Source organism: Caulobacter sp. SL161 (genome assembly GCF_026672375.1).
In the GTDB taxonomy this organism is placed as follows: domain Bacteria; phylum Pseudomonadota; class Alphaproteobacteria; order Caulobacterales; family Caulobacteraceae; genus Caulobacter.
The window spans coordinates 1,187,635-1,213,116 of the sequence record NZ_JAPPRA010000001.1 but is presented as its reverse complement, the minus strand read 5'-3'; the positions used below and the strand labels follow the sequence as shown (position 1 = coordinate 1,213,116).

The 25,482-nt window shown below is 64.1% G+C and carries 20 protein-coding genes and 2 pseudogenes; 19 read left to right on the top strand and 3 right to left on the bottom strand.

Annotation, left to right across the window (positions count from 1 at the left end):
- Positions 1–2: 2 nt before the first annotated feature.
- The 6 genes from OVA11_RS06030 to OVA11_RS06005 all read left to right on the top strand — a co-directional run bounded on the left by OVA11_RS06030 (position 3) and on the right by OVA11_RS06005 (position 7,289).
- Positions 3–227: a hypothetical protein gene (locus OVA11_RS06030; RefSeq protein WP_268066630.1), complete on the top strand. Its 225-nt coding sequence runs from the start codon at positions 3–5 to the stop codon at positions 225–227.
- Between the two features lie 345 nt (positions 228–572).
- Entirely contained in the window at positions 573–2,564 is a 1,992-nt protein-coding gene (locus tag OVA11_RS06025) for a hypothetical protein (protein WP_268066629.1), read from the top strand.
- A gap of 366 nt (positions 2,565–2,930) precedes the next feature.
- Positions 2,931–3,602 (top strand): MarR family winged helix-turn-helix transcriptional regulator, encoded by a 672-nt coding sequence (locus OVA11_RS06020; protein ID WP_268066628.1) that lies wholly within the window; start codon positions 2,931–2,933, stop codon positions 3,600–3,602.
- Positions 3,599–4,834 (top strand): serine hydrolase domain-containing protein, encoded by a 1,236-nt coding sequence (locus OVA11_RS06015; RefSeq protein ID WP_268066627.1) that lies wholly within the window; start codon positions 3,599–3,601, stop codon positions 4,832–4,834. Before OVA11_RS06020 ends, OVA11_RS06015 begins: the two co-directional genes overlap by 4 nt.
- Positions 4,835–5,656: 822 nt before the next feature.
- Complete coding sequence (locus OVA11_RS06010; RefSeq protein ID WP_268066626.1) at positions 5,657–6,016, top strand: helix-turn-helix transcriptional regulator; 360 nt, start codon at positions 5,657–5,659, stop codon at positions 6,014–6,016.
- On the top strand, positions 6,006–7,289 hold the full coding sequence (locus tag OVA11_RS06005; RefSeq protein WP_268066625.1) for a type II toxin-antitoxin system HipA family toxin: 1,284 nt from the start codon (positions 6,006–6,008) through the stop codon (positions 7,287–7,289). The genes OVA11_RS06010 and OVA11_RS06005 overlap by 11 nt, the downstream gene beginning before the upstream one ends.
- 349 nt (positions 7,290–7,638) lie before the next feature.
- Here OVA11_RS06005 and OVA11_RS06000 read toward each other — a convergent pair whose 3' ends face one another.
- Complete coding sequence (locus tag OVA11_RS06000) at positions 7,639–7,845, bottom strand: helix-turn-helix domain-containing protein (protein WP_268068903.1); 207 nt, start codon at positions 7,843–7,845, stop codon at positions 7,639–7,641.
- Between the two features lie 162 nt (positions 7,846–8,007).
- Between OVA11_RS06000 and OVA11_RS05995 the strand changes: the two genes are divergently transcribed.
- The 5 genes from OVA11_RS05995 to OVA11_RS05975 all read left to right on the top strand — a co-directional run bounded on the left by OVA11_RS05995 (position 8,008) and on the right by OVA11_RS05975 (position 11,521).
- Entirely contained in the window at positions 8,008–8,526 is a 519-nt protein-coding gene (locus tag OVA11_RS05995) for a hypothetical protein (protein WP_268066623.1), read from the top strand.
- On the top strand, positions 8,498–9,049 hold the full coding sequence (locus tag OVA11_RS05990) for a hypothetical protein (RefSeq protein WP_268066621.1): 552 nt from the start codon (positions 8,498–8,500) through the stop codon (positions 9,047–9,049). Before OVA11_RS05995 ends, OVA11_RS05990 begins: the two co-directional genes overlap by 29 nt.
- Positions 9,050–9,058: 9 nt before the next feature.
- On the top strand, positions 9,059–10,219 hold the full coding sequence (locus OVA11_RS05985) for a tyrosine-type recombinase/integrase (RefSeq protein WP_268066620.1): 1,161 nt from the start codon (positions 9,059–9,061) through the stop codon (positions 10,217–10,219).
- Positions 10,220–10,607: 388 nt separating this feature from the next.
- Positions 10,608–10,970 (top strand): hypothetical protein, encoded by a 363-nt coding sequence (locus tag OVA11_RS05980; RefSeq protein ID WP_268066619.1) that lies wholly within the window; start codon positions 10,608–10,610, stop codon positions 10,968–10,970.
- 266 nt (positions 10,971–11,236) lie between these two features.
- Positions 11,237–11,521: a hypothetical protein gene (locus OVA11_RS05975; RefSeq protein WP_268069022.1), complete on the top strand. Its 285-nt coding sequence runs from the start codon at positions 11,237–11,239 to the stop codon at positions 11,519–11,521.
- Positions 11,522–11,624: 103 nt separating this feature from the next.
- Here the strand turns inward: OVA11_RS05975 and OVA11_RS05970 are convergent.
- Positions 11,625–12,078 (bottom strand): annotated as a pseudogene (locus tag OVA11_RS05970) (transposase); the annotation flags it as partial.
- 172 nt (positions 12,079–12,250) lie between these two features.
- On the opposite strand from OVA11_RS05970, the gene OVA11_RS05965 reads away from it, so the two are divergent.
- From OVA11_RS05965 to OVA11_RS05930, 8 genes and pseudogenes are all read left to right on the top strand, one after another.
- On the top strand, positions 12,251–12,655 hold the full coding sequence (locus OVA11_RS05965) for a DUF2946 family protein (RefSeq protein ID WP_268066618.1): 405 nt from the start codon (positions 12,251–12,253) through the stop codon (positions 12,653–12,655).
- Between the two features lie 148 nt (positions 12,656–12,803).
- Positions 12,804–13,469 (top strand): GntR family transcriptional regulator, encoded by a 666-nt coding sequence (locus tag OVA11_RS05960; protein ID WP_268066617.1) that lies wholly within the window; start codon positions 12,804–12,806, stop codon positions 13,467–13,469.
- Positions 13,470–13,596: 127 nt separating this feature from the next.
- Positions 13,597–14,313 carry a superoxide dismutase gene (locus OVA11_RS05955; protein ID WP_268066615.1) on the top strand — a complete coding sequence of 239 codons (717 nt, stop codon included), beginning with the start codon at positions 13,597–13,599 and terminating at the stop codon, positions 14,311–14,313.
- Positions 14,256–16,453, top strand: a pseudogene (locus tag OVA11_RS05950) (TonB-dependent siderophore receptor). Before OVA11_RS05955 ends, OVA11_RS05950 begins: the two are co-directional and overlap by 58 nt.
- Before the next feature lie 26 nt (positions 16,454–16,479).
- The gene (locus tag OVA11_RS05945) at positions 16,480–17,718 is read left to right on the top strand and encodes a DJ-1/PfpI family protein (RefSeq protein ID WP_268066613.1); all 1,239 of its coding nucleotides are present in this window, start codon (positions 16,480–16,482) and stop codon (positions 17,716–17,718) included.
- Positions 17,676–18,578, top strand: a complete 903-nt coding sequence (locus tag OVA11_RS05940) for a DJ-1/PfpI family protein (protein WP_268066612.1) — start codon at positions 17,676–17,678, stop codon at positions 18,576–18,578. The genes OVA11_RS05945 and OVA11_RS05940 overlap by 43 nt, the downstream gene beginning before the upstream one ends.
- A gap of 80 nt (positions 18,579–18,658) precedes the next feature.
- Complete coding sequence (locus tag OVA11_RS05935) at positions 18,659–20,692, top strand: TonB-dependent receptor (protein WP_268066610.1); 2,034 nt, start codon at positions 18,659–18,661, stop codon at positions 20,690–20,692.
- Between the two features lie 2 nt (positions 20,693–20,694).
- Positions 20,695–21,840 (top strand): PepSY-associated TM helix domain-containing protein, encoded by a 1,146-nt coding sequence (locus tag OVA11_RS05930; RefSeq protein ID WP_268066608.1) that lies wholly within the window; start codon positions 20,695–20,697, stop codon positions 21,838–21,840.
- Positions 21,841–22,013: 173 nt separating this feature from the next.
- Here OVA11_RS05930 and OVA11_RS05925 read toward each other — a convergent pair whose 3' ends face one another.
- The gene (locus OVA11_RS05925) at positions 22,014–25,481 is read right to left on the bottom strand and encodes a TonB-dependent receptor domain-containing protein (protein WP_268066607.1); all 3,468 of its coding nucleotides are present in this window, start codon (positions 25,479–25,481) and stop codon (positions 22,014–22,016) included.
- Position 25,482: the final 1 nt, after the last annotated feature.

The window sequence follows — 25,482 nt, the reverse complement described above, 5'->3', positions numbered from 1 at the left end:
GGATGTCTACTCGGCGCGGTTATGCCACGGCCGTCCTCACGAGCGTTGTTCAAGCCTTCGAGGGCAAAGCCTCGCCAGTCTTCATTCCCGCGCTTTTCATTAGCTTGTTCACGCTCATGGTGCTGATCGTGCGCCCCTGGACGATACAGGGGCAAAGCGCCGCCGGCGAAACACGTTTGGTAATGCCCAACGACCCTGAAACGGATGCGGCAGGTCTGGATGCCTAGGATCGCCGAGCCATCGCAACCACCGAAAGCCGGCGAACCGCTGCTCCAAGGTCGCGTTTCTGGCGCTGTTCGAGAGTCTGCTCATGGCGCTATCTGGCCTCAACCTTCGTTGAGAAGCGCGCTCATTGCGCCAGGGCGCAGATCGTAAATGTCCATATGCGGCCAATAAGCGCCCAATAGCGGTCTAAGCGTCCACATCTGGCCAGTTATCCGGGCTGCAGGGCAGCGTCTTTCACCCGCTGAAAGCGGTGAAGCGATCAATTCCAGGGCCTCACTACCAACGCCCCCATTCCGTCTCGTCTTGAGCAGAGCGGGCGACAGGTCCCGCGCTCGCTCAAAGCCAAAATGTCCAAACTCAAATCCGCCGGCGACGCGCCGACGAAGTTCTCCTCGACCAAGGGCAAGCTCCGAGGTCGACGGGGCCCGTACAAGACCAAGCCCGTCATCACCCATCCTGAGCCGCTATCGGAGGACTGGGATGATCCCGCTGATTTCGACGAGGCGCTCGCCCTACATATCCGCCGCCATGGCGAGAACATCTGCCGTCTTCACAAGGCCTTAGCGCTCACTGGCGACACCGTTGATCGCCGGACGCTCTATGACTGGGTCAACGGGGTACTGGCCCCGCGAAGCGCCAAGGGGCTTCGCGTGCTGGCCTTCATTGAGCGTCGCTATCGCCTTCCCGACGGCTACTTTCGCTCAAAACTTCCCCATCCTGGCCGGCAACTTAGCGGCAAAACCTTGAAGCGCATGCCCGTCGCCGAGCGGCGCAGACTGACCTGGCACCTCCCCGACGACTTCGAGCAGCTCACTAGAGTGCGCCAGGAAGAGGTGCTCGATTGGGTCCGAAGCGTCATCATCGCTGGCTCAACCGAGTATCGCCGCTATCACGCCGCCAGCGTGCAGCAGCGATTTTCCGTTCGCTTTTCGGAGGGGTCGGTCGCCCTGCCCTTCGCGCCCGTCACGCCCCTTGCGGAGAGATTGGTGGAGACAGGCCAATGCGAACGCGGGCGGAACTTGATGACGCATCCGGCGCCCGCCGGTCTCGACGCCGAAGCGCGGGATCTTTTGCTGTTCAAAACATCGACCCTCACCACGCGCGGGCGGAGCCGAAGCGGTGTGTGGAATGCGGAAACGGCCGCGCAAAAGGCCGAACATCTGGGCCTCCTCTTTGGCGCATTGGCCGCCTCGCCAGACAGCGAGGTTCATGGTCATGGCGTGCCGATGCGCAGCCTGACGTTTGCACTTTTGGCGGTGCCGGCGGTCTGGGACTGGTACCTTAACTGGCGCGAGCAACGACGCGGCTTCTTCACGCAATGGGAAGGTGAGATGCTGGTGACGCTCGGCGCGGGCCTCACCCGCCGCGAAGCCGGTTGGCTGCGTCAGTCGCCAAGATTGGCCGACTACTTGCGCCCCATCGAGGGCCTGGTGACGCCGCAGGATGTCCAAGCCGCGCATGACGACTGGGACGGGTTCTGCGAAGCCATGCACCGCCACGCGCTGGTTCGAGCGCGCGAGATCCGGCGCGTCGCGCGCGTCCATCGCGATCCTTTTGAGCCGGTCCTGCCCATTCTCGAAGCCGATAGTCCGCTGTCGGAGTATCGCAAGATCACCGAAGAGGTGCGGCGGTGGCGGCCAGATCGCAAGCGGTTCGCGGTTGCTGCGGCCGAGGCGACCCGAGCTTTTCTGATGCTGCGCCTGGGCCTGCATCTTGGCCTTCGGCAGAAGAACCTTCGCCAGATGCTGTTTCGCCCCAAGGGCGAGACGCCAACGCCTGAGCGCCAACTGGCGCTGCTGAAGCGCGGTGAATTGCGCTGGAGCGCGCGCGATGAGGCTTGGGAGGTCTTGGTGCCCGCCGCTGCTTTCAAGAACGCCGGCTCGACCTTCTTTCGCAAAAACCCCTTCCGGCTTTTGCTCCCCGACCTGGGCGATCTCTACGTCGAGATCGAGACCTATATCGAGAAAGATCGGAAGGTCTTGCTTCGCCGGCACGCCGATCCCGGCACGTTCTTCATCAAGACGATGTCCACGCGAAGCGCCTCGCCGGAGTACAACCAATCAAGCTTCTATGACGCTTGGCGCTCCACCATTCAGCGCCACGGGATCTACAATCCGTACACAAAGCGCGGCGCCATTGTCGGCCTCTTGCCGCACGGCCCGCACAATGTGCGCGATGTGCTGGCCACGCATGTGCTCAAACAAACCGGCTCTCATGAGCAGGCGAGCTACGCGATCCAAGACACGCCAGAGACCATCGCGGCGCACTACGGCCGCTTCCTGCCGCACGACAAGTCCGCGCTCGCTGCTCAGGTTCTCAACAAGGTCTGGGCGACGTAAGGCTCAAGGGGCGCCCGAGGCCGCATGGGACGCATTTTGCGGATTGAGCGCCAAGGTCCCGGCTAAGGCTTTGAGCGTTCAGGCAAAGTCCGAAAAACAGGGACCTGGCGTTAGCGCCGGGTCCCGAAAAACCCCCAACACCATCAACGACCTAGCGGCCAAAGGTCCTGGTCCTTTAATCTTGCCATACCCCCAAACCGCATTTCCGACCCTCCCCGCGTCCCTTCATCACGGAGCGGACGCCAGCCCACTGGACGGCCAGCGCTGAGCGGGGTGATCAGTCTGAGCCATGCAACTGGACGTGTCGAAGGTCAGCTTCCAGGGCGGGTGTCATTTCCCGCTTTCGACCCAAGGCGGACGAGCAGCATGTCCGCTCTCGGCACTGGGGTCGCCATTGTCAGTAGCAGTGTATCAGCGCTCAGAAGCCTAGCCTGCCAAACACCGCAGTTCGGGCAATTTACGCAGCACATTGCGCAGTCAATTGCGCAGACTATTGCACAATTGACTGCGTATTGCTATGGCGAAGGAATGACCCATCGCGATTTCTACCATGACGCTGTCATTCGAAAGGCCTACACGGCCAAAAAGCTGCTTGACCTTGCCTTTTTGATCCAGAGCCAAGTGGCGCAGATCTATGTCCGCAAAGGCATGGTTTTCCCTGTCGCCTGTTCATCCACACTGCTCCAGCTCAGCAAGGGTGGACCAGCGTCTGTGACCGAAGTCGCGCGCGTGCTGCAGCATCCGCATCAGACCGTTGCGCAGCACCTCGTCACGCTCGACAAGCTCAAGATCGTCGACAAGCGGACCGACGAGTCTGATCGGCGACGCACTGAGTATTTCCTCACTGAAATCGGCAAAATCCAAGCCAGTCGACTCGATGAATATAACCTCGAAGCTGCCGAGGTATTCGATGGCCTGAACAAGGATCTTGGCGCCGACCTCGGAGACATTCTGGATATCGCCATGTCAGCTCTCAACGCGAGAGGCATGGCCGATCGTTTCCCTAATCCAACTGCGCCTGGATCTGAAAAGTCATGAAAAGATTTCTCATTGCACTCGTAGCAGTGTCTGCGGCGCTCCTGATCTATTGGCTAGCGTCGCCAAAACAGCTGATGGCGTCGGCCAGTGCGGAAAGCTTCGACGCCTTCGTCCCGGCCTTGATGGAAGAGGAAGCGATCCCCGGCCTCGCCATTGCTGTGGTGAGAGATCATCAGGTCGTTCACATGCAGGGCTATGGCTTCGCGGACGTGGCTTCGCGCAAGCCGATGACGGCCGACACGCCCATGAACATTGCGTCCATCAGCAAGCCCATTCTGGGAATCATCCTGCTGCAGCTGCATGACAAGGGGCTGCTGGACCTAGATAGAGATATCAACGCGTTTCTGCCGTTTCGTGTGAACAACCCCCATGCTGACGGCCTGCCGATTACCATCCGTCAACTGGCGACCCACACGTCCGGAATAGCGGACTACTACGACACTGCGGACTATCAGAAGGGGGCGGACTCGCCGACGCCCCTGGTTGAACATCTTCGCGCACTCCTGTCTCCGGAAGGCGCGCGATACAAAAGCGGCGCCTACTATCTGAACGCCGCGCCAGGCGCGTCGCGTGAATACAGCAATCTGGGCGCTGGAGTTGCCGGCGCAGTCGCTGAGAACGCGGGCGGCGCCCCGCTCTCCGTCTTGGCAAAGGCCAATGTTTTCGAGCCGCTGGGCATGACCAATACCTCCTGGGTGTTGGCGGACTACCCAGCCGGCAAGTTGGCTACCCGGTATGATGTATCCCAATGTCTTCCGTTCACGGGTCTTTGCGCGAGCACCGAAGACCCCAAGCGAAATTTCCTGATCCGCAAAGTCTTCCGCCCTTCCGCAGCGGACCGCAGTTTCAGCGCCTATCCGCACTTCGGGAATCCCAATTATCCTGATGGTGGCGTGAACGCGTCGGCGCGTGATCTGGCGCTTCTGGCGCAAAGCATATTGGCGGGAGGAAAGACGGGCAGCGGCCGCCTGCTGTCTCCGGCATCGTTCAACGAGATGCTGAAGCTGCAACTCCCTCCCAGCATTGATGACCGGCAACGGTTCTTCTGGCGGGACCGCAATGGGCTGACCGGCCACGCCGGTTCGGACCAGGGTGTCTTCACCAGCTTTTACTTCGACATGAAGAAGGGAAACGCAATCATCGTGTTGATGAACCGCACGCCCGACCTTCAAACCGAGGAGGCGATGGCGCGCCTCAATAAACGCGCCAGCCGGGACTTGCTGCGTATGTGATCGATTGAGGCCGCGCAGCCCACCCCCTTGCTTGCGACCAAGAGAGGGCTGCGCGGAGTACGTTGGATGCGAACCCGAGGTTTGGCTTTCTGAACGAGAGCCGCAAGTCGCCCCGATGGCGGGGTTTCCGAGGGTCCGCTCACCACCCCGAACAGACAATCGCCGTGTCTGCTTACGGCGCCGTCGGCCGGCTTTGCCTGTCGCAGTCTATCCGCATCATTTCACAGGGTGCGACCCGAGATAGACAATGGCACGCGTCGCAATCTGAAGGCCGTTTGCTGGCCAGAAACCTATAGCAAACTTCAATCCCGCCGTCGGCCGCGCGCTCTCAACCGACACCTTAGACGGTGGCTGCAACGTAGGCTCATTAGGTCGGATTCTTTGAAGCCGAGAACTACCATTCAGGCAAGGCGAGCATCGTCGCGCGCTCCTGAACGCGTTGGGCTGTCATGGCGATATCTCCGATGTTCTTTAAATGCTCTCATTCGGAGAGCCGGGAGAGTCAGCGGGGAGTCTGCGCGAATGGGCCAAGTTTGGGGAGCAGCGCACGGGCACGCGGCGAACTGAAGGCGGTTGGACCATCGAGGCCTGTTGGGCGACGGCCTCAATGACTGGATCTCGTGGACCGGCCTGGGGCGCTCTTTGCTCTTAAATCCCGACAAACCCGCTCCGTGGGGCAAGCCATTATGCATCATATATAAGACGTTATATCGTTTCACGTCTCACCAATAAGACGTTCCTTGATATAAAGGCTCGCCCTAGGCATAATGTCTTATAAGCGAGACTATAAACCTTAAACCGTCTCATTAGCGGGACATAGCTATGCCGAAGCCTACCGACCGCGCCTATTCCAGAAGCGCCCTTGAGGGGATCGCGCTGCTAGGCCAGCTCATCCGGATTGGCCGCATTGAACGCAAGCTCACAGCTCAGGATCTGGCTGCCCGCGCGGGCATTTCGCGCGCGCTCCTCTATCGCATCGAACAGGGCGATCCGGCCTGTTCGATTGGGGCTGTCTTTGAGGCTGCGACGATCGTCGGCGTGCCGCTGTTTGATCCGCATCAGGAGAGCGGCCAGGCGCTGCGCGATCTGCGGAACGTCTTAGCCCACGACACAGCGCGCCGGCTGACACTTCTGCCAAAGAAGGTTCGGACAAGCGCGAAGGTGGTCAAAGATGACTTCTAGCGCGCGCCTCGACGAAGCCTATGTGTGGATTTGGCTGCCCGGCGAGACCGCGCCTGTGGTTGCCGGCCTGCTGTCGCGTGACGGCGAAGATCTCGTCTTCAATTACGGCCGTTCTTATCTCGAACGCGACAACCGCATCGCGATCTACGCGCCGGAGCTTCCCCTCATTACCGGCATCCAGCGCCCCGCTCCGGGATTGCAGCTTCCGAGCTGCATTCGCGATGCGGCGCCTGACGCTTGGGGCCGCCGGGTCATCATCAACCGACGCTTCGGGGCGAAACGCGACGACATCGACATCAACCAGCTCGACGAGCTGACCTATTTGCTGGAGTCTGGATCGGACCGCATTGGGGCTTTGGATTTTCAGGCGTCGCCAACCCAGTATGTCGGGCGCGAACCGAGCGAGGCTTCGCTTGAGGAGCTGATCGCGGCGGCGGATCGCGTTCAGCGCGGCGTGCCCCTCACACCCGGGCTCGAGCGCGCGCTCTTCCACGGCAGCTCGATTGGCGGTGCCCGTCCCAAAGCGCTCATCGTCGATGGCGATCAAAAGCTCATCGCGAAATTCTCGGCGCAAAGCGACGTCTTCAACGTCGTCAAAGGTGAGTTCGTCGCGATGCGGCTCGCCGTTCGTGTCGGACTCAATGTTGCTCCGGTGCGCCTCGTACAGGCCGCCGGCAAAGACGTTCTGCTCGTCGAGCGTTTCGACCGTCCGCGTGTAGACGGCGGCTGGGCGCGCAAGGCCATGGTGTCGGCCCTGACCATTTTCGGACTTGAAGAAATGATGGCGCGCTACGCGAGCTACGAAGAGCTCTGCACCAAGATCCGCCACGGCTTCACAGCGCCGGAGGCGACGCTACGCGAGCTCTATGCCCGCTTGGTGTTCAACATCCTCGTCGGCAACACCGATGATCATGCCCGCAACCACGCAGCCTTCTGGGACGGCCGCATGCTTACGCTCACGCCCGCCTACGATATCTGCCCGCAGTCGCGCGCCGGGAATGAGGCCTCGCAGGCGATGCTGATTGTGGGCAATGAGCGGATGAGCCAACTGGCTGTGTGTCGCCGCGCGGCCGCCAACTTCCTTCTTTCGCCTGCGCGGGCGGATGAGATTATCGAAGAGCAGCTACGCACCATTCGCGCCTCATGGAGCGAAGTTTGTGATGAGGCTGAGCTTGGAGAGGTCGATCGCAATCTGATGTGGAGGCGGCAGGTTCTGAACCCCTACGCACTCGAAGATCTGCCCAAAAATCTCCTGAACGCTGCGGAATCCTGACGACTCATTTTCTGGGCCAGGGGCAATACCGCGAGAGAAGAGGCCGCGATCCCCCTCGGTGACGTTGGCTGCTTTCGCTTCTGGACCTGCCGCTCCACGGCGTTGGCCGTCTGGGTTCGAGGCGCTGACCGTTCCGTGGGTAGCGCCCTGCAACGGAGCGCCAGGGAGCCAGACAGCGCCCTGGATCGCTTGCTGGAAGGAAGGGCCGGACGGGCTGCTGAGCGTCAAGGGTGGCGCCTACGGCGCCATCGCGCAGCGACGGCGAAGCCGCCCTTGACCCTCAGCATCCCGCCCGGCAGAGGCTCGGCAAGCGCTCCAGGGCGAGCACTGACCTTTCAGGTCCAGGCTCTTAGGAGCGCAGCCGGACACCAGGACCGCCGTTCGCGTCGGCGCTGAGAAAGATTACTCCGGCTTCCTCTAACGCTCTTTGAAGCCGGTCTAGAGTGCCGGTTTGCATCCCGCCCTTGTTCGCCTCGAACCGATGGATCGTTGAGTCTGCGACTCCCGAGCGTTCGGCCGCATCCCGGACGCTCCACCCAAGTGCCGCTCGAGCCATACGGATTTGGGTCGGCAGGATCATTTTTAGAGAAAATCTCCAACTTATTGCAAAAATCCGTTGACTAAGTCGGAGGATTTCGCTGAAGTCTAAGCGAAATCCTCCAAAACGCCACCGACTTGCTTTCAAGTCGGACCGAGCGCTCGCGCCGGGAGCCCCCTTATGGCCAGACGTAAGTCAGATCCCACCCTCATCTCGCGCCGAACCTTGCTAGGCGCGACCTCCGCCGCCCCCTTGGTCGGTGACTGCGCCACGTCCGCTGATCCAGTCTCTGAGGACCTGATCAGCGAATGCGCCCGATGGTTGGCGGCGGACCTCGAAACCGACCGTCTCTCACGTCGTTGGGCGGCGCTGGAGATCCAAGCTGTCGCCGAGCACTGCTATTTCCAACTCGACCGTGTTCAGCGTCGCCAGCTGCCGATGGGACCAGAGATGGCCGCCATCGAGACCAAGCTCCAGGCGATTTCACGAGCGACGGCTCAGCATTGGCGCAGGCTGAGCCGCGCCAAGCCCAGCACGCTGCACGAGGTGGCCAGCCTGCTGGCCGTCGCCGCCCGACAGAACCTTCACGCCGACGACAACACTGAACCTCTCGTACGCGCGTGCGTCGCCTTCTTGGCGTCGACCAACTGTCCTCGTTGTGGAGAGCCCTATGTTCCGACGTCTCTGTCCGCCGCTTGAGGGTGGGCGTGCGGATACGCCGGACACCTGTCTTTCCGCGACGCCCTACGCCGCCTTCGTTGCGCCGGTTGATCGCGCCCAAACCGCGCCCATCGTGATCAGCATGGACGATCCAGCCCACACGCCAGGCTCCTGCGCCGCGCCCCCGCGCTTTGCCGATCGGCCCGCATCAGCGTTCGACCCGACATCCGCCTGGCAAACAGCCGTCGCGCCGGCTCGTTCTCTTGGTCCGATCACCGAGCCCCGGTTTGCAGAGGCCTTCAAGGACCGCGCGCTCGTGTGCGCAAAGGTGGCCGCCAAACTCATTGGGGTCGATGCCGTAACCCTTTCGGCTATGGCCGACGCCGGTATCGTCCAAGCGGTTCGCAAGGGACGCCTACGCAGCTACGCAGAACACGCCCTGCGGACTTACCTGCTGGACGGGCCCGATCTGCCCGAGGCTAGACCGCGAGAGCGGGCTGTGAGCGTCCCGCGCAACCGCCGCGCGACACCTTTCTCCCAGCGCTCCATGCGGCAGCGCTGAGGTCTTGCCATGACCCTCTACAAGGGGCCAAACGGCCGCTATTTCCAGTACGACTTCCAGTACAAGGGTAAGCGCTATACGGGCTCGACGGGCGTTGAGACGCGGCGCAAGGCGCAGGAAGTCGAGCGCAAGATCCGAACCGACGTCGCGCTAGGCCTGTACGAGGATCAGGCCAAGATGACGCTCGATGAGGCGGCCGGCCAGTGGTGGGAAGAGGTCGGTAAGCGTCTGCGCACAGCGCGGGACGTCGAACGGCGGCTGGAGATCGTTCTGCGGCTCATGGGGCCCGAGACACGCCTTGTCGAAATCACCACGCGCAGGGTTTCGGCCGCGATCGAGAAGCGCCGCAACGAGACGTTCAAAAAGGGGACGGATCGACCCGGTAAGCCGGCCAAGCGTTATCCCATCAGCAACGCGACCGTGAACAACGACATCATCGTCATGTTGCGCCGGATCCTGCGGCGGGCCGAAACGGTCTGGGAAGTCAAACCGATCCCGAAGGTCAACTGGCGCGCGCTGACGCTTACTGAACCTCAGCCGGAGGTACGCTTCTATAGCGAAGCTCAGCAGAAGGCTTGGCTTGACGAGTGCGATCCGGTGACCCGGATGGCGCTCACCGTGCTCCTCACGTACGGCCTGCGCCTTGGCGAGCTCTTCTTCCCGCCGTCCGCCTTTGATCCGTCAGGGCCGCGCCTGGTGATCAATAAGCGCAAGCGGGGCGCGTTGATGCTCCCGCTTCGCCAAGACCATGCCGAGGACATCGCCATCCGCGCCGCAAAGGCGATCAGCGTCGGCCTTGAGACTGTATGGTTCGAAGAACTGGAGATCCCCGCCGCCGGCAAACGCGAGCGTCAGGTGCGGTACCTCCCGTTCACCTATGGCGGCATTCAGCAGCGCATGCGCACCGCCGCCAAGCGCGCGGGCCTCAACATGCCGCGCCTGATCCATGGAACGCGCCACCACGCAGGGACCATGATCCTGGCTCAGACCGGAAACCTCAAACTCGCACAGCAGCTACTTGGACACGCCGACATCAAGTCTACGATGCGCTATGCACATGCCATGGACGGCGCCCTTCGCGATGCGCTCGAGACCATGACCCCAATCCCAAATCCACATAGCGAAGACCAGTTTACAGTTGTACGTCGCAATAGGCGTTTGAAATCATGAATCTATTTTCCAAGATTCTGGCGTCTTCCTAAAGCGAAGGTCGGGGGTTCGAGTCCCTCCCGGGCCGCCAGGGTTGTTGTATGTAAGGACCACTTAACGCTGTCCACTTTGACCACTTAAGGCTGTCAGTCTTTGCGACTTAATTGCAAGAGCGTCGGCTGTGGAGGGGATCGCTCAGGTCGGATGAGTTTGCTCGGCGATCGCCCGCTTAGCGTCAGATAGGCCGCAGATGGCTGATCGCGTTGTAGCGCGCTCATTTGATTGGAATGAGCGCAAGGCCCGCGATGGCGGCGCGCACCGTCAATGTGCGTGGAAGCCACTTCTGCGACGCATGTCAGAGCGTCGCCGCCGGCTAGATCGCACTCCAAATCGAGCGCAGGCATAGGCCATGTCGCAACTTGAGCTCTTCCCCGTTCAATGCCCGCCCGCCACGGCGGAGCCGACCGTTCCGTCCGTGGAGTCAATTCGGGTGCGCTTCGAGGCGCTGCTCGACATGTTGCGCGAGGCGGACGTTATGCCGCTATCGGCCCGTGAACTGGCTTTTTGGATTGTTGTCACCCCGCAGATGTCGAACTGGTTGCCTCCCGACGAGAAGGCGGCGGTTTGCGCAGAGTTCGAAGGGCATCTGGCGCGTCCAACGTCGAGGCGGAGCGGACTGGCTGAACCGCAATGGCGAGGTCGCGCCAGGAGCTGCCGTTGGGTTCGCTCCGGCAAATGGACATTCAGCATGACGGGCCGCTGGCCTATCTAGCTATCCGCCTGCGCCTGCAGTACGCTTGAACCCGCTACCCGCAGACGTCGATCCGCTCGGCCACAATTCCGATCAGACGGCTTCTGGGATGGCGGGTAGCCAGAAGGCTCAGGCGATGCGGGAATTACGGTGACAGTGCACTTAATTCCCGGCAGCTATCCGCACCCAGGTTTGCGATTAGCGCGCCGTAGATTCTGATCATCAAGCTGGCCTGACGCCAACCTGGAAGCCCTCGAAAACCCAGAAGCCCAGAGCGAGCGGAGGGGGTGAAAATAGCAGGGTACGTCACGCACAGCTGCGCTGAATGGCGCCCCGGCGCGGCGGCGCGTTTCGCGGCCTTCTATGTCCTGGCGCGAGACGTCAATGGCCGGCTGGAAACCCATGCGCAGGTGGATGGACGGGACGTCCGCGTGGTGTTCACCACAGCGACCGCCGGCGCGTTGAAGCTGCTCGCAACGCCGGCGGACTATGATGGCGGAGCTCAAAGGCGTCTGTCAAAATCGATCTTCTCGTTGCCCGCTTCGAACGTCCAGTTTCGGGAGCTGCGCTAAGGTCAGCAATTGGCGCGACCTCGCCATTGCGATCTAGCCGGCGGCGACGCTCTGACATGCGTCGCAGACGTGGCTTCCACGCACATTGACGGTGCGCGCCGCCATCGCGGGCCTTGCGCACGGGCAGGCTCGATTGCTCGACCAGGCGGATGATCTCGATCTTTTCGCAAACCGGATATCTCATGCCTCGTCGCCCCCATCGGCGATCATGCTTTTTTGAGCAGGCGGATTTCAAGCGCCTGTTCGGCCACTACCTCTTTCAGGGCCGTCGATTCGCGCCGCAGGTCCTTGACCTCGTCCGTGGTCGCAGCCCGGGCCGTATCGCCCGCCAGGCGGCGCTTGCCAGCCTCCATGAACTCCTTGGACCACACGTAGCAAAGGCTCTGGGCGATGCCCTCTTTGCGGCAAAGCTCAGCGATGCTGTCCTCCCCGCGCAGCCCGTCCAGCACGATCCGAATCTTGTCTTCCGCCGAGAAATGCCGGCGCGTCGCCCGCGGGATATCCTTCACAACCCGCTCCCCGGTTGTCGCCTTCGCGGCCAAGGGTTTAGGTCTCATCTTCGTTCCTTCGTCACTACGACGAGACCAAAGCCCTCCTCTAAACGGAACCCTCAATCTGTTTCATGGGCGCTGACGGCGGACAGAGCTGAATTTCTGTATACACGAATACCTTTACGCGTTTTGGATGTTCATTCTTGGCTTGTGATCCTCGGGAGATTACGAGGGAGAGGTGGACAAGGCCGCCCAAAAGCCTCTGTGGACCGACCTCGCGATGGCGTTCGCCCTCGTGGCGGTCTGCCTGCGCGTCCTCATCCCGATCGGCTACATGCCGGTTTTCGGTGAGAGCGGCGCGCCGACCATCATCATCTGCTCCGCCGCCGGCGCCAAAGTCGTGGCTGCGCCCCCCGGCGCTGCTGACGCCAGCGCCCCGGCCAAGGACGGCGATCACACGAGCAAGGCCGACTGCGGGTTCGCCGGGCTGATTCACGCCGCCCCGCCGGTATCGCCGAGCTTGGCGCTACAGGCCGCCGGCCTCGTCACGGCGGCGTCTCTGGGCCCTGTCCTCGGACGCGCAATGACCCTGCCGCTGCGCGCGCGGCCGCCCCCTCAGACAGGCCCCCCGACCCAGATCTGACCTCTCGCCTCGCGCCTCGTCGCTCGCGACGTCGCGCGCCCGTGTCAGATCAGAAATTGGGTCTTCCCATGTCTTCCTTGCGTCTCTCGTCCGGACCCCGTCCGGCGCGCCTAACACCCGCCCTTTGTCTCGCTGAAGGGGGCTGCGCATGATGCGCTCGGCCCCCAACGCCGCCGCCGCCGTCGCCGAACACCTTCGCGACCAGATCGTCCAAGGCCTGCTGCGCCCCGGCGTCCTGCTTCGTCAGGAAGCCGTCGCCGCCGAGCTGGGCGTCAGCCGGATCCCGGTCTTCCACGCGCTGGCCAAGCTGGAGTCGGAAGGGCTGATCGAGATCTCGCCCAACCGCGCCGCCTTCGTTTCAACGCCGAGCGCTCGCCGTTGTCTGGAGATCTTTGACCTTCGCCGCCTGCTCGAAAGCGACATGCTCGCGCGGGCCATCGGCCAGCACACACCGCGCTCCTTGCGGGCTGTTCGCGCAGTGATGCTGGAGTTGGAGGACGATGAAGGTCCCCGCGCCTGGATCGCCGCCGACCGCCGCTACTACGCCGCCCTCTATGCGCCGGCCGATCGCGACCTGACCCTGATGACGGTGCAGAACCTGCGCAACGCCGTCGATCGGATCTACCTGGCCAGCGAACTGCCCGTGCTCGAGCGTGAGGTGTGGATCGACCGCTATCAGAGCCTCTTCGACGCGGTCGCCGCGGGTGATCTGGAGCGTTCAGCAATGCTGCTCAGCCGGAACATCCAAGCGATGCAGTCGCTGGTCGCCAGCCTCTTGCCGGACCAACCCGCCAACGGAACGACGGGCGCCTAGCGCTCGGTCGTGGACGGCGTTGCGGCGTGGCGGTCCCCCCCGTACCGGCCGAGCACCGTCTCGGCGTCGCGAGCCTTGTCGGAGGTTCGCGACGCCTCTGCCCTCTTCACCTTCCCTGGAGCCCCTCATGCGACGTTTGTTGACCGTCTCTGCGATCCTAGCGCTCTGCGCCGCGAGCCCGGCGCTCTCCCAAACTACGAGCACGCCGCAGGCCGTTGCGGCGGCGCAGGCCGCCTTCACCCTGGCGCCCCTGCCCTACGCCCATGAAGCGCTCTCGCCCGTCATCGACGCTGAGACCATGCGCATCCACCATGGGCGTCATCATCAGGCCTATGTGAATGCGCTCAACGGCGCGGTGGCCTCCACGCCGGCCCTTCAGGGCAAGTCGCTGGACGCGATCCTGTCGGAGGTTTCGCGCCACCCGGCCGTCGTGCGCAACAACGCCGGCGGCCACTACAACCATACGCTCTTCTGGACGCTGATGGCCGCGCCCGGCCTGGGTGGCGCGCCTTCGCCCAAGCTGCTCGCCCAGATCAACAAGGACTTCGGGAGCCTGGACGCCTTCAAGAAGGCCTTCGAGACGGCCGGCCTGCAACGCTTCGGCTCGGGCTGGGCCTGGCTGATCTGGAGCGAGGGCAAGCTGCGCGTCGTCAGTACGCCCTACCAGGACAACCCGTTGATGGACGACGCCCCGGTCAAGGGCGCGCCGATCCTGGCCAACGATGTCTGGGAGCATGCCTACTACCTCAAACACCAGAACAACCGCGGCGCCTATCTTAGCGGCTGGTGGCAGGTCGTGAACTGGAACAAGGCCAACGCCCTGTTCGACGCCGCCGCGCGCTGAGCGCGGCCTTCCCAACAAAACAATCTCTCAAAGCCGCGCCGGGGAGCGCCAAAACCTCATGAAAATCGCACTCTTTGTCGGCAGCGCCGTCGCTGTGATCGGCGCGCCGTCTATTGGCCTGGCTCAGGCTTCACCGACCAGCTGGGTCAGCGAGGTCGTGATCACCAGCCCGCGTGGTAGCTTCACCGCGCCGAGCGCGCTGAGCGCCACGCGCACCGCGACCCCGGTCGAGGAAATCCCGCAATCGATCCAGACCCTCACGCGAGGCCTTATCGAGGACCAGGCCCTCCAGACTCTGTCCGGCGCTCTGGTCAACGTTTCGGGCGTCACCCCGACCAGCACCGAACAGATAGTCCTGCAGCCGCCGCTCATTCGCGGCTTCCCGGTCAACTACTATTTCGACGGCGCCCCGACCTACCAATTGCCGGCGGGGATCGCCGACCCGGCCACCCTGGTCAATGTCGAGCGGATCGAGGTCGCCAAGGGTCCGACCAGCACGCTCTACGGCGGCGGTTCGGGCGCGCCCCTGTCGGGGATCATCAATGTCGTGTCCCAGGACCCGGGCGAGACGTTCGGCGGCACGGTCGCGCTGCGCGCGGGCAGCTTCAACACCCTGGGCGCGGATGCGGCGATCAACCTTCCGGTCAATGACAAGGTCGGGCTCCGCCTGGCCGGCATGACCGAGAAGGCCGACAGCTACATCGATCACATCGACAGCCGTCGCTACGCAATCTTCCCGACCCTGGCCGTCGAGATCGACGACAAGACGCGCCTCGTCGTGCGCGGTCGCTACAACCACCTCGAACAGCGCGAATACGCCGGCGTGCCGGCGGGGCTGACCTTCGCACCAGCCCTGGTCATTGATCGCTACAAGTTCGCCGGCGCCCTGGACGCGCCGCGCACGCGGATCACCAACAAGCAGCTGACCGCCAACCTGACGCACAAGCTCTCCGACAAGCTCGAGGCCAGCGTCACGGCCAGCCGCTATGAGGGGGCCTTTAAGGAGTACTCGTCCTTCCCGTATGGCCAGATCGCCGGCTCGGTCTACAACTTCGGCACGGCCTACCTGCCCTCGGACACCACCGAGAACTATGTAACCGGCAGCCTGACGGCGCGCCTGGGCGAAGGGCTTGTTCGCCACCAGGTGCTGGTCGGCGCTGACTATGACAAGACGCGCTACTTCGGCGCGATGTACTTCAACCCGGCCTGGGCGACGCTGGACTACGCCGCTGCCCGTCCGTACGCCGCCTTCGGCGGAAACCCGGCCTTCTTCTTTGATCAAAACGACCGCATGCGCACGGCGGCGGTCTTCGTCCAGGACCAGATCGCCGTTGGCGAGCGACTCGACATCACCGCGGGCCTGCGTTGGACGACGCTGAAGATCCAAAGCAACGTCGGCGCCGTCACGGCCGACACCGACAAGCGTCTCACGCCGCGCATCGGCGCGACCTATCGGCTCGGCAAGGGCGTATCGGCCTTCGCCGGCTACGCCGAGGGTTTCAAGGGCGTGGTCGCGGGCGGCTTCTACGGCATCACTCCCAAGCCGGAAACGTCCCAGTCCTATGAAGGCGGCCTGAAGTTCGCCGCGCCGATCAAGGGACTGACCGGCACGGTCTCGCTTTACCAGATCACCCGCCAGAACGTGATCACGGCTCACCCGACGATCCCATTCGTCTCGGTGCAGACCGGCGAACAGCGCTCCAAGGGCTATGAGACCGATCTGGTCTACGAGCCCACCCCGGCTCTCTCGGTGCTGTTCAACTACGCCTACACCGACGCCGAGGTCAGCAAGGACAACACCCTTCCAGTCGGCGACCGTCTGCGCGCAGTTCCCAAGCATTCCGGCCGTCTCGCCGCCAACTATCGCTTCCTGGCCGGTGACCTGAAGGGCCTGCGGATCGGCGGCGGCCTGACCGCCACGTCCAGCCGCGAACTGACCCTGCCCAACACGATCGCCGCCAAGGGCCTGGCCCTGATCGACGCGCAAGCATCCTACGATCTGGGCGTCGTCCGGATCGGTCTGTCAGTGGTCAATCTGGCCGGTCGCAAGGGCTTTGAGCCCTACCAGTACTTCGGCGGTCCTTATGTGATCCCGACCCAGCCGCGTTCGGCCTTCGTCAGCCTGCGAACCGTCTTCTGATGCTTGGACGCCGGGGAGGCCAAACCATGACGATGCTTCAATCACCCTTGTGGCGCGGCCTCCTCGGATCGCTCGCAGCGGTCATGCTCTTGGGGGCGGCGACGCCGTCCTCGGCGCAACCAGCGGGCGTCGACTTCGACGCGGCGCTACGAGGCCTGAAGTTCAAGCCCGAGAAGGTCGACGGCAATCAAGGCGCCAAGGGCAAGGCCAACGGCCTGCTCGACGCCGACGAGATGGCCCTAGCCGCCGCCGTTCTGAACGGCGCCGACCTGCATCTGGAAGCTAAGGGCGGTCTCGACCGCGCCAAGCTCGCAGCGGCCTACGATCAGGCCCTGGCGAGCGCCCAGACTGATCTTGCCCGCCTGACCAAGACCTGGCCCACCGCGCCTCAGGTGGCGGCGGGCTATGCCCTGCTGGGCGAGGAGTCGTATCTCGCCTTCAACGCCATGGCCGGCGCCTTTGGCGCGCCGATGAAGGGCGACTACACCCTGGCGCGCGCCCTGACGCCTTATCTGGCGGCGGACGGCGACGCGGACGGCGATGGCGTCTCCAATCGCGACGAGTACGCCGCGACGATCAAGGAGGGCCGCGCCGCCTATCTGCGCGCCGCGCTCGATCCGGCCATCAAGCCGACCGCGACGGCAGCGAAGCCCGCGCCCGTCGCCGAAGCGACCCGTGTGGTCGGCATCGTCCTCTACCCCGGCTTCGAGGTTCTCGACGTCTTCGGCCCCGTCGAGATGTGGGCCAACACGCCGGGTCTCGAAGTGGTGATGATCTCGCAGGACGGCGGCCCAGTGCGCTCGGCCCAAGGGACCGTCGTCCATGCCGACTACAGCTTCGCCACCGCGCCGAAGCTCGCGATCATGATGGTGCCCGGCGGCGCGGGAACCTTTTCAGAGCTCGAGAACCCCAACTTCCTGAACTTCTTGAAGACGAAGGACGCCGAGACGGAGTTCACGACCTCGGTCTGCACGGGCTCGGCGCTTCTGGCCAAGGCCGGCCTGCTGAAGGGACGCAAGGCCACCAGCAACAAGGCGCTCTTCTCCCTTGCGGTCGATCAGGACCCTTCAGCGACCTGGATCAAGCGCGCGCGCTGGGTGGAGGACGGCAAGTACTTCACCTCCTCGGGCGTCTCGGCCGGCACGGACATGGCGCTTGGCCTTGTCGCCCGCCTGAAAACTAAGGCCGAGGCCCAGGCCCTGGCCAAGAGCCTCGAATACGAATGGCGCGACGACCCTGCTCGCGATCCGTTCGCCAAGCCCTGAGCGGAGCAGACCTCATGAAATCGGATCGACGCGCCCTGTTGGGCGGAATGACCGGGATGGCCGCCCTTGCGCCGTTCCTGACCCTGGAGACCGCCGCCGCAGCCGTTGCAGCGCAACAGGATCCCGTCGCAGCGTCTGCGGAGGCCCATGAGCGGCTGATGCAGGTTCCGGGCCTGCGGATGCACGGCGACGAACAGGTCGCCATGCTGCTGTACCCCGGCTTCACCGCACTCGACCTCGTCGGGCCGCACTATTTCTTCGCCTGCATGATGGGCGCGAAGGTCCATCTGGTGACCAACCAGGCGAACCTGGCGCCGGTGGCCAGCGATCTGGGCTTGGCCATCGCGCCCACGACAACGCTGGCGGACTGTCCCGCTGACCTCACCCTGCTGTTCTGCCCGGGCGGAACCCAGGGGACGATCACCGCAGCCTCAGACAAGGCCACGCTGAACTTCCTGGCCGACCGCGCTGCGCGCGCCCAGTGCGTGACGAGTGTCTGCACAGGCTCGATCATCCTGGGCGCCGCCGGGCTTCTGCAAGGCCGGCGCGCGACGTCGCACTGGGTGGCGCGCGATCAGCTCGCCCGGTTCGGCGCGACACCCGTCGATCAGCGCGTCGTTCGCGACGGCAAGCTGATCACCGGCGCTGGGGTTTCAGCCGGCCTGGACCTGGGCCTCGCCGTCGTCGAGATCCTGCGCGGCCGCCCCTACGCAGAGGCGCTGATGCTACAGGCCGAGTACAGCCCGGCCCCGCCTTTCCCGGGCGGTACGCTGGCCAATACCGACCCGGCCATCGGCGGTCCGATGCGTGACATGTTCACCGCTTTCCGAGCGCAGGTGGACAAGCTCAAGCCGCTCTAGTCCGAGCGCCCTCCGTTCCAAAAGAACCGCCCAATCAAGGGCGGCTCCTGTCTCTCGCCTAAGCTATAAGGTCCCTCTTCATGTCTCTTCGTATCGCCCTGCTGGCCTCCGCGTCTCTGGCTATGGCGGCCCCTGCTTTCGCCGATGAAAGCCAACCCGCCGGCAAGTCGTCGCAGGACGGCGTCGCCTTCACGGTCGGCGAGGTGCAGATCACGGCCGCCGGGGCGGCGGGCTCGGCCAAGTCTCTGCTGACCTCGGTGGACCGTCTGGGCGGCGACGTCGCTCAAGCCGCCAATGTCGACTACGCCTGGGAGCTGATCGGCAAGATGCCCGGCGTTCTGGTCACCGACTTCAACCAGGGCACCACCAGCGGCAAGTTCTCGTTCCGGGGCTTCAATGGCGAAGGCGAGATCAACGCGGTGAAGCTGCTGATCGACGGCGTCCCGTCGAACGGCAATGACGGCAACATGCCCTATCTCGACATGGTATTCCCGCTGGACATCGCTGGCGTCGAGGTGGTGCGCGGGACCAGCGATCCGCGCTATGGCCTGCACGCGATCGCGGGCTCGGCCAACATCATGACCCGGGTGGGCGGCACCTATCTGGACGCCAAGGTCCTGGCGGGTTCGTACGCCACCTACGACGGCCAGGTCTCGGCCGGCTACGAAGCTGGCAAGTTCAGCCAGAACTATCTGGTGGCCTATCGCGAGGCCGACGGCTACCGCGACCATGGCGCGCTGGATCGCCTCAGCCTGGCGGGCAAGTGGTTCTACAGCCCCACCGACAGCCTGCGGGCCGGTCTGATCGCTCGGTACTACAAGGGCTCGGCTCAGGAGCCCGGCTATCTGACCGCCGCCCAAGCGGCGAGCGCGCCGCGATCGACCAACGCCTACAACCGCACCGACGGCGACACCCGCAAGATGGGCCAGTACAGTCTGCACCTGGACTGGACGCCGACCTCGGCCCTGTCGTGGTCGAACTCTGTCTACATGAACACGTTGCGCGACGATCGCTATGTGAAGTTCTCGGCGACCGCCAGCCAGCAGCGCCGCTACACCGATGAAGATCACTGGGGTGCGATGAGCGCCCTGCGCTACGAGCCGCAGGTCGCGGCCCTGTCGCGTCTGGTGTTCGAGATCGGCGGCGACGTCCAGCGCCAGGACAACATCTCGCTGCGCTTCAACACCGTCGAGCGCGTGGTCTCCAGCCAGACCCGGAACCAGAAGTTCTCGCTGACGGTCGGGGGCGTCTACGTCCAGAGCGTGATCGAGCCGACCGAGTGGCTGACCCTGACGCCGGCTTGGCGCGTGGATTGGGTCGATGGCCGGTTCCTGAACCGCCTGACGGGCGCCGCCGCCCCGATCAACGACTACGGGGCCATTCAGCAGCCCAAGTTCAGCGTGGCGGTGCGTCCGGCTCAGGGCGTCACCGTCTATGGCAACTGGGGCAAGAGCTTCCAGGTCGGCGTCGGTTCGGGCGCCTATCTGATCGCACCGCGCGTCACCGACCTTGACCCGTCGATCAACGAAGGCTGGGAAGCCGGCGTCCGCTATGCGCCGACCGACCGCCTGACCGCCCGCCTGGCGATCTGGGGCCAGACCGCCACGGGCGAACTCAAGCGCAAGCTCAATGATCCCAGCGGTGACTTCGACAACCTGGGCGCCACCAAGCGCGAAGGCGTCGACCTGCAGGTGGACGCCAAGCTGACGCCGCGTCTGTCCGTGTGGGGCGCTGCAGCCTGGCAAAGCGCCAAGATCCGCACCCCAGACCCCGCCACGCCCGCCTTGAAGGGCAACAAGATCGACCACGTGCCCGCCCGGATGTTCTCCGGCGGCGTTGACTTCACCGCGACGGACAAGCTGACCCTGTCGGCCTCCGCCTCCGGCCAGAGCGCCTATGAGCTGACGACCACCAACAATCGTGGCCGCTTCGGCGACTACGTGTCGGTCGATCTGGACGCCACCTACAAGGTCAGCCCGCGCCTGGCGCTCTCGCTGCAGATCAAGAACCTGACGGACGCCGACCGCGAGTATGTGTGGTGGGACGGCGCGCAGACCCTGCACAGCCCGGCCGACGGTCGGACCGCCTTCATCTCGGCGCGGGTCCGCTACTAGCCATGAGCAGCCGGTCGAAGCCCTCGGTTCGTGCGTTCGCGCGACAGCTCCACCTCTGGCTGGGGCTGTCGATCGGCGCTCTGTTCGTCGTGGTGGGTCTGACCGGCTCGATCCTGGTGTTCTACACGGCGATCGACGACGCCTTGCATCCGGCGATCCGGTTGCAAGGCGCAGCCCCGCCGCCGTCCTGGGAGCGCGTCTACCAGACGGCGCGCGCCACCTATCCGGACAAGGCCGGACCCTGGCGCTTTGAGGTGACCGGGGCGGGCGGCGACATCCCGGCCCGCTACTACAATCCGCCCGAGCGGGCAGACCGCGACTTCGCGCCGATGATGGTCTGGTTCTCCGCCGACGGAGGCCAAGTGCTGCGCCGCGACTATTGGGGCGAGTATGCGATGACGTGGGTCTACGACCTGCATCACCGCCTTCTTCTGCAGGCGACCGGCGGCGCGATCCTGGGATGGTCGGGGCTGGCCATGCTGTCCTTGATGGCCGCCGGCCTTACGGCCTGGTGGCCGCGAAAAGGCGGATGGCGCAAGGCCCTGCGGATCAAGCCGGGCGCCGCGCCGGTCCGCCGTCTCTACGACTGGCACAAGCAGACCGGCCTTTGGTCGTTCGGTCTACTGGCGCTCCTGACCCTGACGGGCGTGCTTCTCGCCCTGCCCAAGGAGTCCGAAGCGGTTCTGACTCCGGTCCTAGGCCCGCCTGCCATCGCGCCGACAATCGATAAGTCAGCCCCGTTCGACCCTGCAGCGCGGATCTCGGTCGATCGGGCGGTGGCGATCGCCCAGGCCGCTCTCCCCGGCGCGCGCATCGCCTGGATCGAAACGCCGACTGTTGATCGCGGTGTCTATCGTCTGCGATTGCAGGCGCCGGGAGATCCCAGCCGCCGTTTCCCCCACAGCTTCGTCTGGGTGGAGCCCGCCTCGGGCGAGGTTCTTGGCGTGACGGACGCCAGACGAGCCGGCGCCCACGACATTCTGCTGAACTGGATTCACCCCCTGCATGACGCCTCCATCGGCGGCTTGCCTGCTCGATTGCTGGCAATCGTGGTTGGGCTTGCGCCGGCGGTTCTGTTTGGTCTCGGGGTCATGCGCTGGCGGAGACGTATGCGACCGCTTGGTCCCGAGGTGTCCGGTCGCCGGTAGCATCGCGGCTCAGCGCCAACTGACGTGGCCCGCCAGTTCTCATCCAGCCGGCTCAAACCGGTCTCGTTTTGCCGGAGCGGATCACCAAAAAAATGCGACGCCGACGAAGTCGGCGCCGCAGTTGTTCGCCTACGGGGTGGCGAGGAGGTAGACCTCAGACGCCTCGAGAGCGCCTAAAACTTGTACCGGACGCCGACGCGGTAGTTCGGACCGCTCGCGCCATACGAAAGAACGACAGGATCGCTGAACGTGAAGCGCTCAGCCTTCTCATCGGTCAGGTTAAGCGCCTCGAAGGTGATGCTTACCTGCTTGATCGGCTGATAGCGCATCGAGAAATCGACGTTCATGGTCGACTTGTTGCCGTCGAACTCGTTGATCAGCGGGCCGTCGCAGGCCGCGCCATTCGCTTGCAGGCCCGGATCACAGTTGCCAGCTCCGATCGGATACCGCGTGTAGTACTCATCGCGCTGAGCCAGCGAGACGCGCGCGTTGAACTTCTTGGTCTCGTAGTAGACCGTGAAGTTCATGCCCTTGGGCGAGGCGCCGAGCCAGGGCGCCTTACCGTACGTTGGCGCCTTGGTCACGACGCCCGTGCCGGGGGTCACCGTGCCGGGGTCCAGGATGTAGGTCAGCTCGGTGTCGAGCTTGGTCATGTTGAACTGGACGCCCAGATTCTTGAAGTACCAGGGCAGGAAGGTCAGGTCCTGCTGGAAGTTGAACTCCCAGCCCTGCAGGTAGCCGCCGGGCGCATCGCGCACTTGGCGCGCCAGGACCGGGTTGTCGGCGTCGATATAGGCGCGGCGGAAGACGTCGCCGCCCGTTTCCCCCGGGAACTGCAGCTTCAGCGCGGCGATCGCGTCGGCGTCCAGGAACTGCGAGAGCGGCGCTTCGTAGAAGACCGTCTGCGGGAAGCTGGAAATGTCCTTGCGGAAGTAGCCCAGGCTGATCAGCCCCCCTTCGTTGAAGTACCACTCGGCGGCCACATCGAAGGCTTCGCCGCGGAACGGCGAAAGCTTGGTGTTGCCGACGGTCAGCGAACCGCCCGTCACCGAGCCGTCGCTGGGGATGCTGATGCCGGTGATGGCCGGCGACAGGTTGCCCAGCAGCGGGCGAGCCATAACCTTGGCGGCCGCGACGCGGATGTAGAGGTTGTCCCAGGCTTCCCAGGTCAGATTCGCCGACGGCAAGGTGTCGGAATAGCTGTTCTGGCCTGTGATACGGCGACCTGCCGTGGTCTCGCCGACCGCCAAGACATCGGTCTGGGCTTGGCGAACGCCGAGGTTGCCGAACAGGCGACGGCCACCCCAGACCTCGTAGCTGAACCCGAACTGCAGGTAGTATGACAGGTTCTTTTCGCCGACTTCGAACGAGGCCGAGCGGTTGCGCTTCCGGGTGATGCGGAAATCGCCGTACTTGTTGATGCAGTTGCAATCGAAGCCAAAGACTTGGCTGAAGGCCTCCAGGCGGGGGGCGAAAAAGCTGGACGTCGTGCCGTCCGGCACATCCAGGCCCTGACCGAACTCGATGACTTGGCCGAGGGAGGCCACGCTGACGCCGGCTTCCTTTTCGGTCGGGTTCAACAGGTCGTTGTTGCGCTCGTACTGGTCGGTCGAGAACTGGAACTCGCGCTTGGTGATGCCGCCCTTGATGGTCCAGTGATCGTCCAGCTCGTAAGTCAGATCAATCTTGCCGCCCTTGTAGTCGTTGACCGTGTTGCGCACGTAGTTGCGCATCCCCGAGAAGCCTTTGACGATCCCCCACTTGTTGGGATCAGCCGCGTTGAAGCCGGCATCGAACTTGGGCATGCCGGTCGCGCCGCGCTCGTCGAAGACGAAGGGTTCGGCCGCATCCATGTAGTTGAACTCGACCAGGGTTCCGCGGTTGCGGTTCTCGGAGCGCGAGGCGCCGACCGAAAACTGCCCCTTCAACTTGTCGCTGAACTCGTGGTCGATCGTCACCGACGCCTGACGGAAATCCGTCGTATAGGCGCCGCGGTCGGCGGCCGAGCGCCAGTCGACATTGCCCAGCTTCAGGTACTCGGCGTTCTGTCCGACCACCTCGGCGTCCAGCAGCTTTACCCCCGGCCGGCCGATCAACTGCCCGCGGAACGGAAGACTGGCGGCGGGCCCCATGTATCCGGGGGACTTGGGGTTGGTGTAGTACTCGTAGGGGTCCAGGTTGTTCGGGTTGAAGCTATACGTGTAGCCGGCCACCGGCGTGGCGCCGAACATGGACTGGCCGCAGTCCTGACCCGGGTTGAGCTCGGTCTCTTCGGCGAAGGTGCAGCCGCCGGGATAGAGCGCTCGCCGCTGGGTGTCGGTCAAGGCCGTACCCGCGCGGGCCGTGGCGGTCGGAACATTGGCTCCGAACTGATAGCTGGCGTTGGTGTTGTTGCGGTTCAGCCCGACCGGCGAGAGCTGATAGTTGGTGCTGACGCTGTCGAACTTCGAGTAGAGGCCATCGATCGACAAGCGCGTGCGCGAGCTCAACTGAAGCTGGATGGCGCCGGTCAAGCCCAGGCGCTCGGTCGAGACATCGCGCTGGTTCAGGGTCGGCAAGGCCGGGAAACGGATCAGCGAGTTGTTGCACCCTGGCGAGACCGGCGTCAGCGTCGCAACGGCCTGAGCGGCGACGGCCGCGCACCCTGGATAGAGCTTGGCGTAGGCGGCCGGATCCGATCCGGTCATCGCCGCATAGGCGGCCGGATTGGCCAAGGGGTTGTAGTAGTTGGCAGGGTTGGCCGCATAGGCTTCGAGGGCCGCGCCCGTTAGGTTGGTCGGGATGAGAGCGCTGAACACCGTGCCGGTCGGCGCGGCGAAACCCGCGCGGCCGGGCAGTTCGTTTCCGGTCCAGGTCGAGCCGCGATAGACATAGTCGGGCGAGCCGCCGCCCCGGGTGTAGGTGTCGTCCTCCGAATTGCGTTTGGCGTAGGCCACGGAAAACAACGTGCCCAGCTTGCCGTCGAACCACCGATTGGAGACCAGGCCGGTGATGCGCGGCGAATGCTTCTTGCCGTTGCGGTAGTAGGAATCCTCGGCCGAGAGGGCCAGGGCGCTCTTCTTGTAGTCAAAGGGCCGGCCCGTGATGAGGTCCACGGTCGCGCCCAGCGAGCCTTCGTCCGCCTCGGCCGAGGACGACTTGCGCACGCGGATCGAACTGAAGAGCTCGGAGGCGAAGGCGTTGAAGTCGAAGGCGCGCGAGCGGTTGGGACTGGCGCCCGAGTCGTTGGCGGCGCCTGTCGACAGCGCTTCCATATTGTTGATGCGCACGCGGCTGAAATCGCCCGACAGGCCACGCACGCTGATGGTGCGGCCTTCGCCGTTGTCGCGGTCGATCGAGATGCCTGGTAGGCGCTGCAGCGACTCCGCTAGGTTGGAGTCGGGGAAGTCCCCGATGTCCTCGGCGTTGATGGCGTCCATCATCACGTCCGAGTTCTTCTTCAGATTCAGGGCGCTCTGCAGCGAGGCCCGGTAGCCGGTGACGACCACCTCGCTGACGGTTTCCGCTTCCGTCGTGGCGGCCTTAGGCGCCGTGGTGTTCTGGGCGCTCGCCAGACCCGGCGCGGCGGCGGCAAAGGCCGCTACCGAAATCCCGGCAAGCAGCCACGCCCGCCCTCTTTGTGTATCGCGTTGGTTGGTCATC

Excerpts from the sequence above, each read along its gene's own strand:
- OVA11_RS05960 (WP_268066617.1), top strand. The coding sequence starts at position 12,804 with ATGATGCGCTCGGCCCCCAACGCCGCCGCCGCCGTCGCCGAACACCTT.
- OVA11_RS05930 (WP_268066608.1), top strand. The coding sequence starts at position 20,695 with ATGAGCAGCCGGTCGAAGCCCTCGGTTCGTGCGTTCGCGCGACAGCTC.
- OVA11_RS05945 (WP_268066613.1), top strand. The coding sequence starts at position 16,480 with ATGACGATGCTTCAATCACCCTTGTGGCGCGGCCTCCTCGGATCGCTC.
- OVA11_RS06020 (WP_268066628.1), top strand. The coding sequence starts at position 2,931 with ATGTCCGCTCTCGGCACTGGGGTCGCCATTGTCAGTAGCAGTGTATCA.
- OVA11_RS05935 (WP_268066610.1), top strand. The coding sequence starts at position 18,659 with ATGTCTCTTCGTATCGCCCTGCTGGCCTCCGCGTCTCTGGCTATGGCG.
- OVA11_RS05980 (WP_268066619.1), top strand. The coding sequence starts at position 10,608 with ATGTCGCAACTTGAGCTCTTCCCCGTTCAATGCCCGCCCGCCACGGCG.
- OVA11_RS06005 (WP_268066625.1), top strand. The coding sequence starts at position 6,006 with ATGACTTCTAGCGCGCGCCTCGACGAAGCCTATGTGTGGATTTGGCTG.
- OVA11_RS05995 (WP_268066623.1), top strand. The coding sequence starts at position 8,008 with ATGGCCAGACGTAAGTCAGATCCCACCCTCATCTCGCGCCGAACCTTG.
- OVA11_RS06000 (WP_268068903.1), bottom strand. The coding sequence starts at position 7,845 with ATGGCTCGAGCGGCACTTGGGTGGAGCGTCCGGGATGCGGCCGAACGC.
- OVA11_RS05990 (WP_268066621.1), top strand. The coding sequence starts at position 8,498 with ATGTTCCGACGTCTCTGTCCGCCGCTTGAGGGTGGGCGTGCGGATACG.
- OVA11_RS06030 (WP_268066630.1), top strand. The coding sequence starts at position 3 with ATGTCTACTCGGCGCGGTTATGCCACGGCCGTCCTCACGAGCGTTGTT.
- OVA11_RS06025 (WP_268066629.1), top strand. The coding sequence starts at position 573 with ATGTCCAAACTCAAATCCGCCGGCGACGCGCCGACGAAGTTCTCCTCG.
- OVA11_RS05940 (WP_268066612.1), top strand. The coding sequence starts at position 17,676 with ATGGCGCGACGACCCTGCTCGCGATCCGTTCGCCAAGCCCTGAGCGGA.
- OVA11_RS06010 (WP_268066626.1), top strand. The coding sequence starts at position 5,657 with ATGCCGAAGCCTACCGACCGCGCCTATTCCAGAAGCGCCCTTGAGGGG.
- OVA11_RS06015 (WP_268066627.1), top strand. The coding sequence starts at position 3,599 with ATGAAAAGATTTCTCATTGCACTCGTAGCAGTGTCTGCGGCGCTCCTG.
- OVA11_RS05925 (WP_268066607.1), bottom strand. The coding sequence starts at position 25,481 with ATGACCAACCAACGCGATACACAAAGAGGGCGGGCGTGGCTGCTTGCC.
- OVA11_RS05955 (WP_268066615.1), top strand. The coding sequence starts at position 13,597 with ATGCGACGTTTGTTGACCGTCTCTGCGATCCTAGCGCTCTGCGCCGCG.
- OVA11_RS05985 (WP_268066620.1), top strand. The coding sequence starts at position 9,059 with ATGACCCTCTACAAGGGGCCAAACGGCCGCTATTTCCAGTACGACTTC.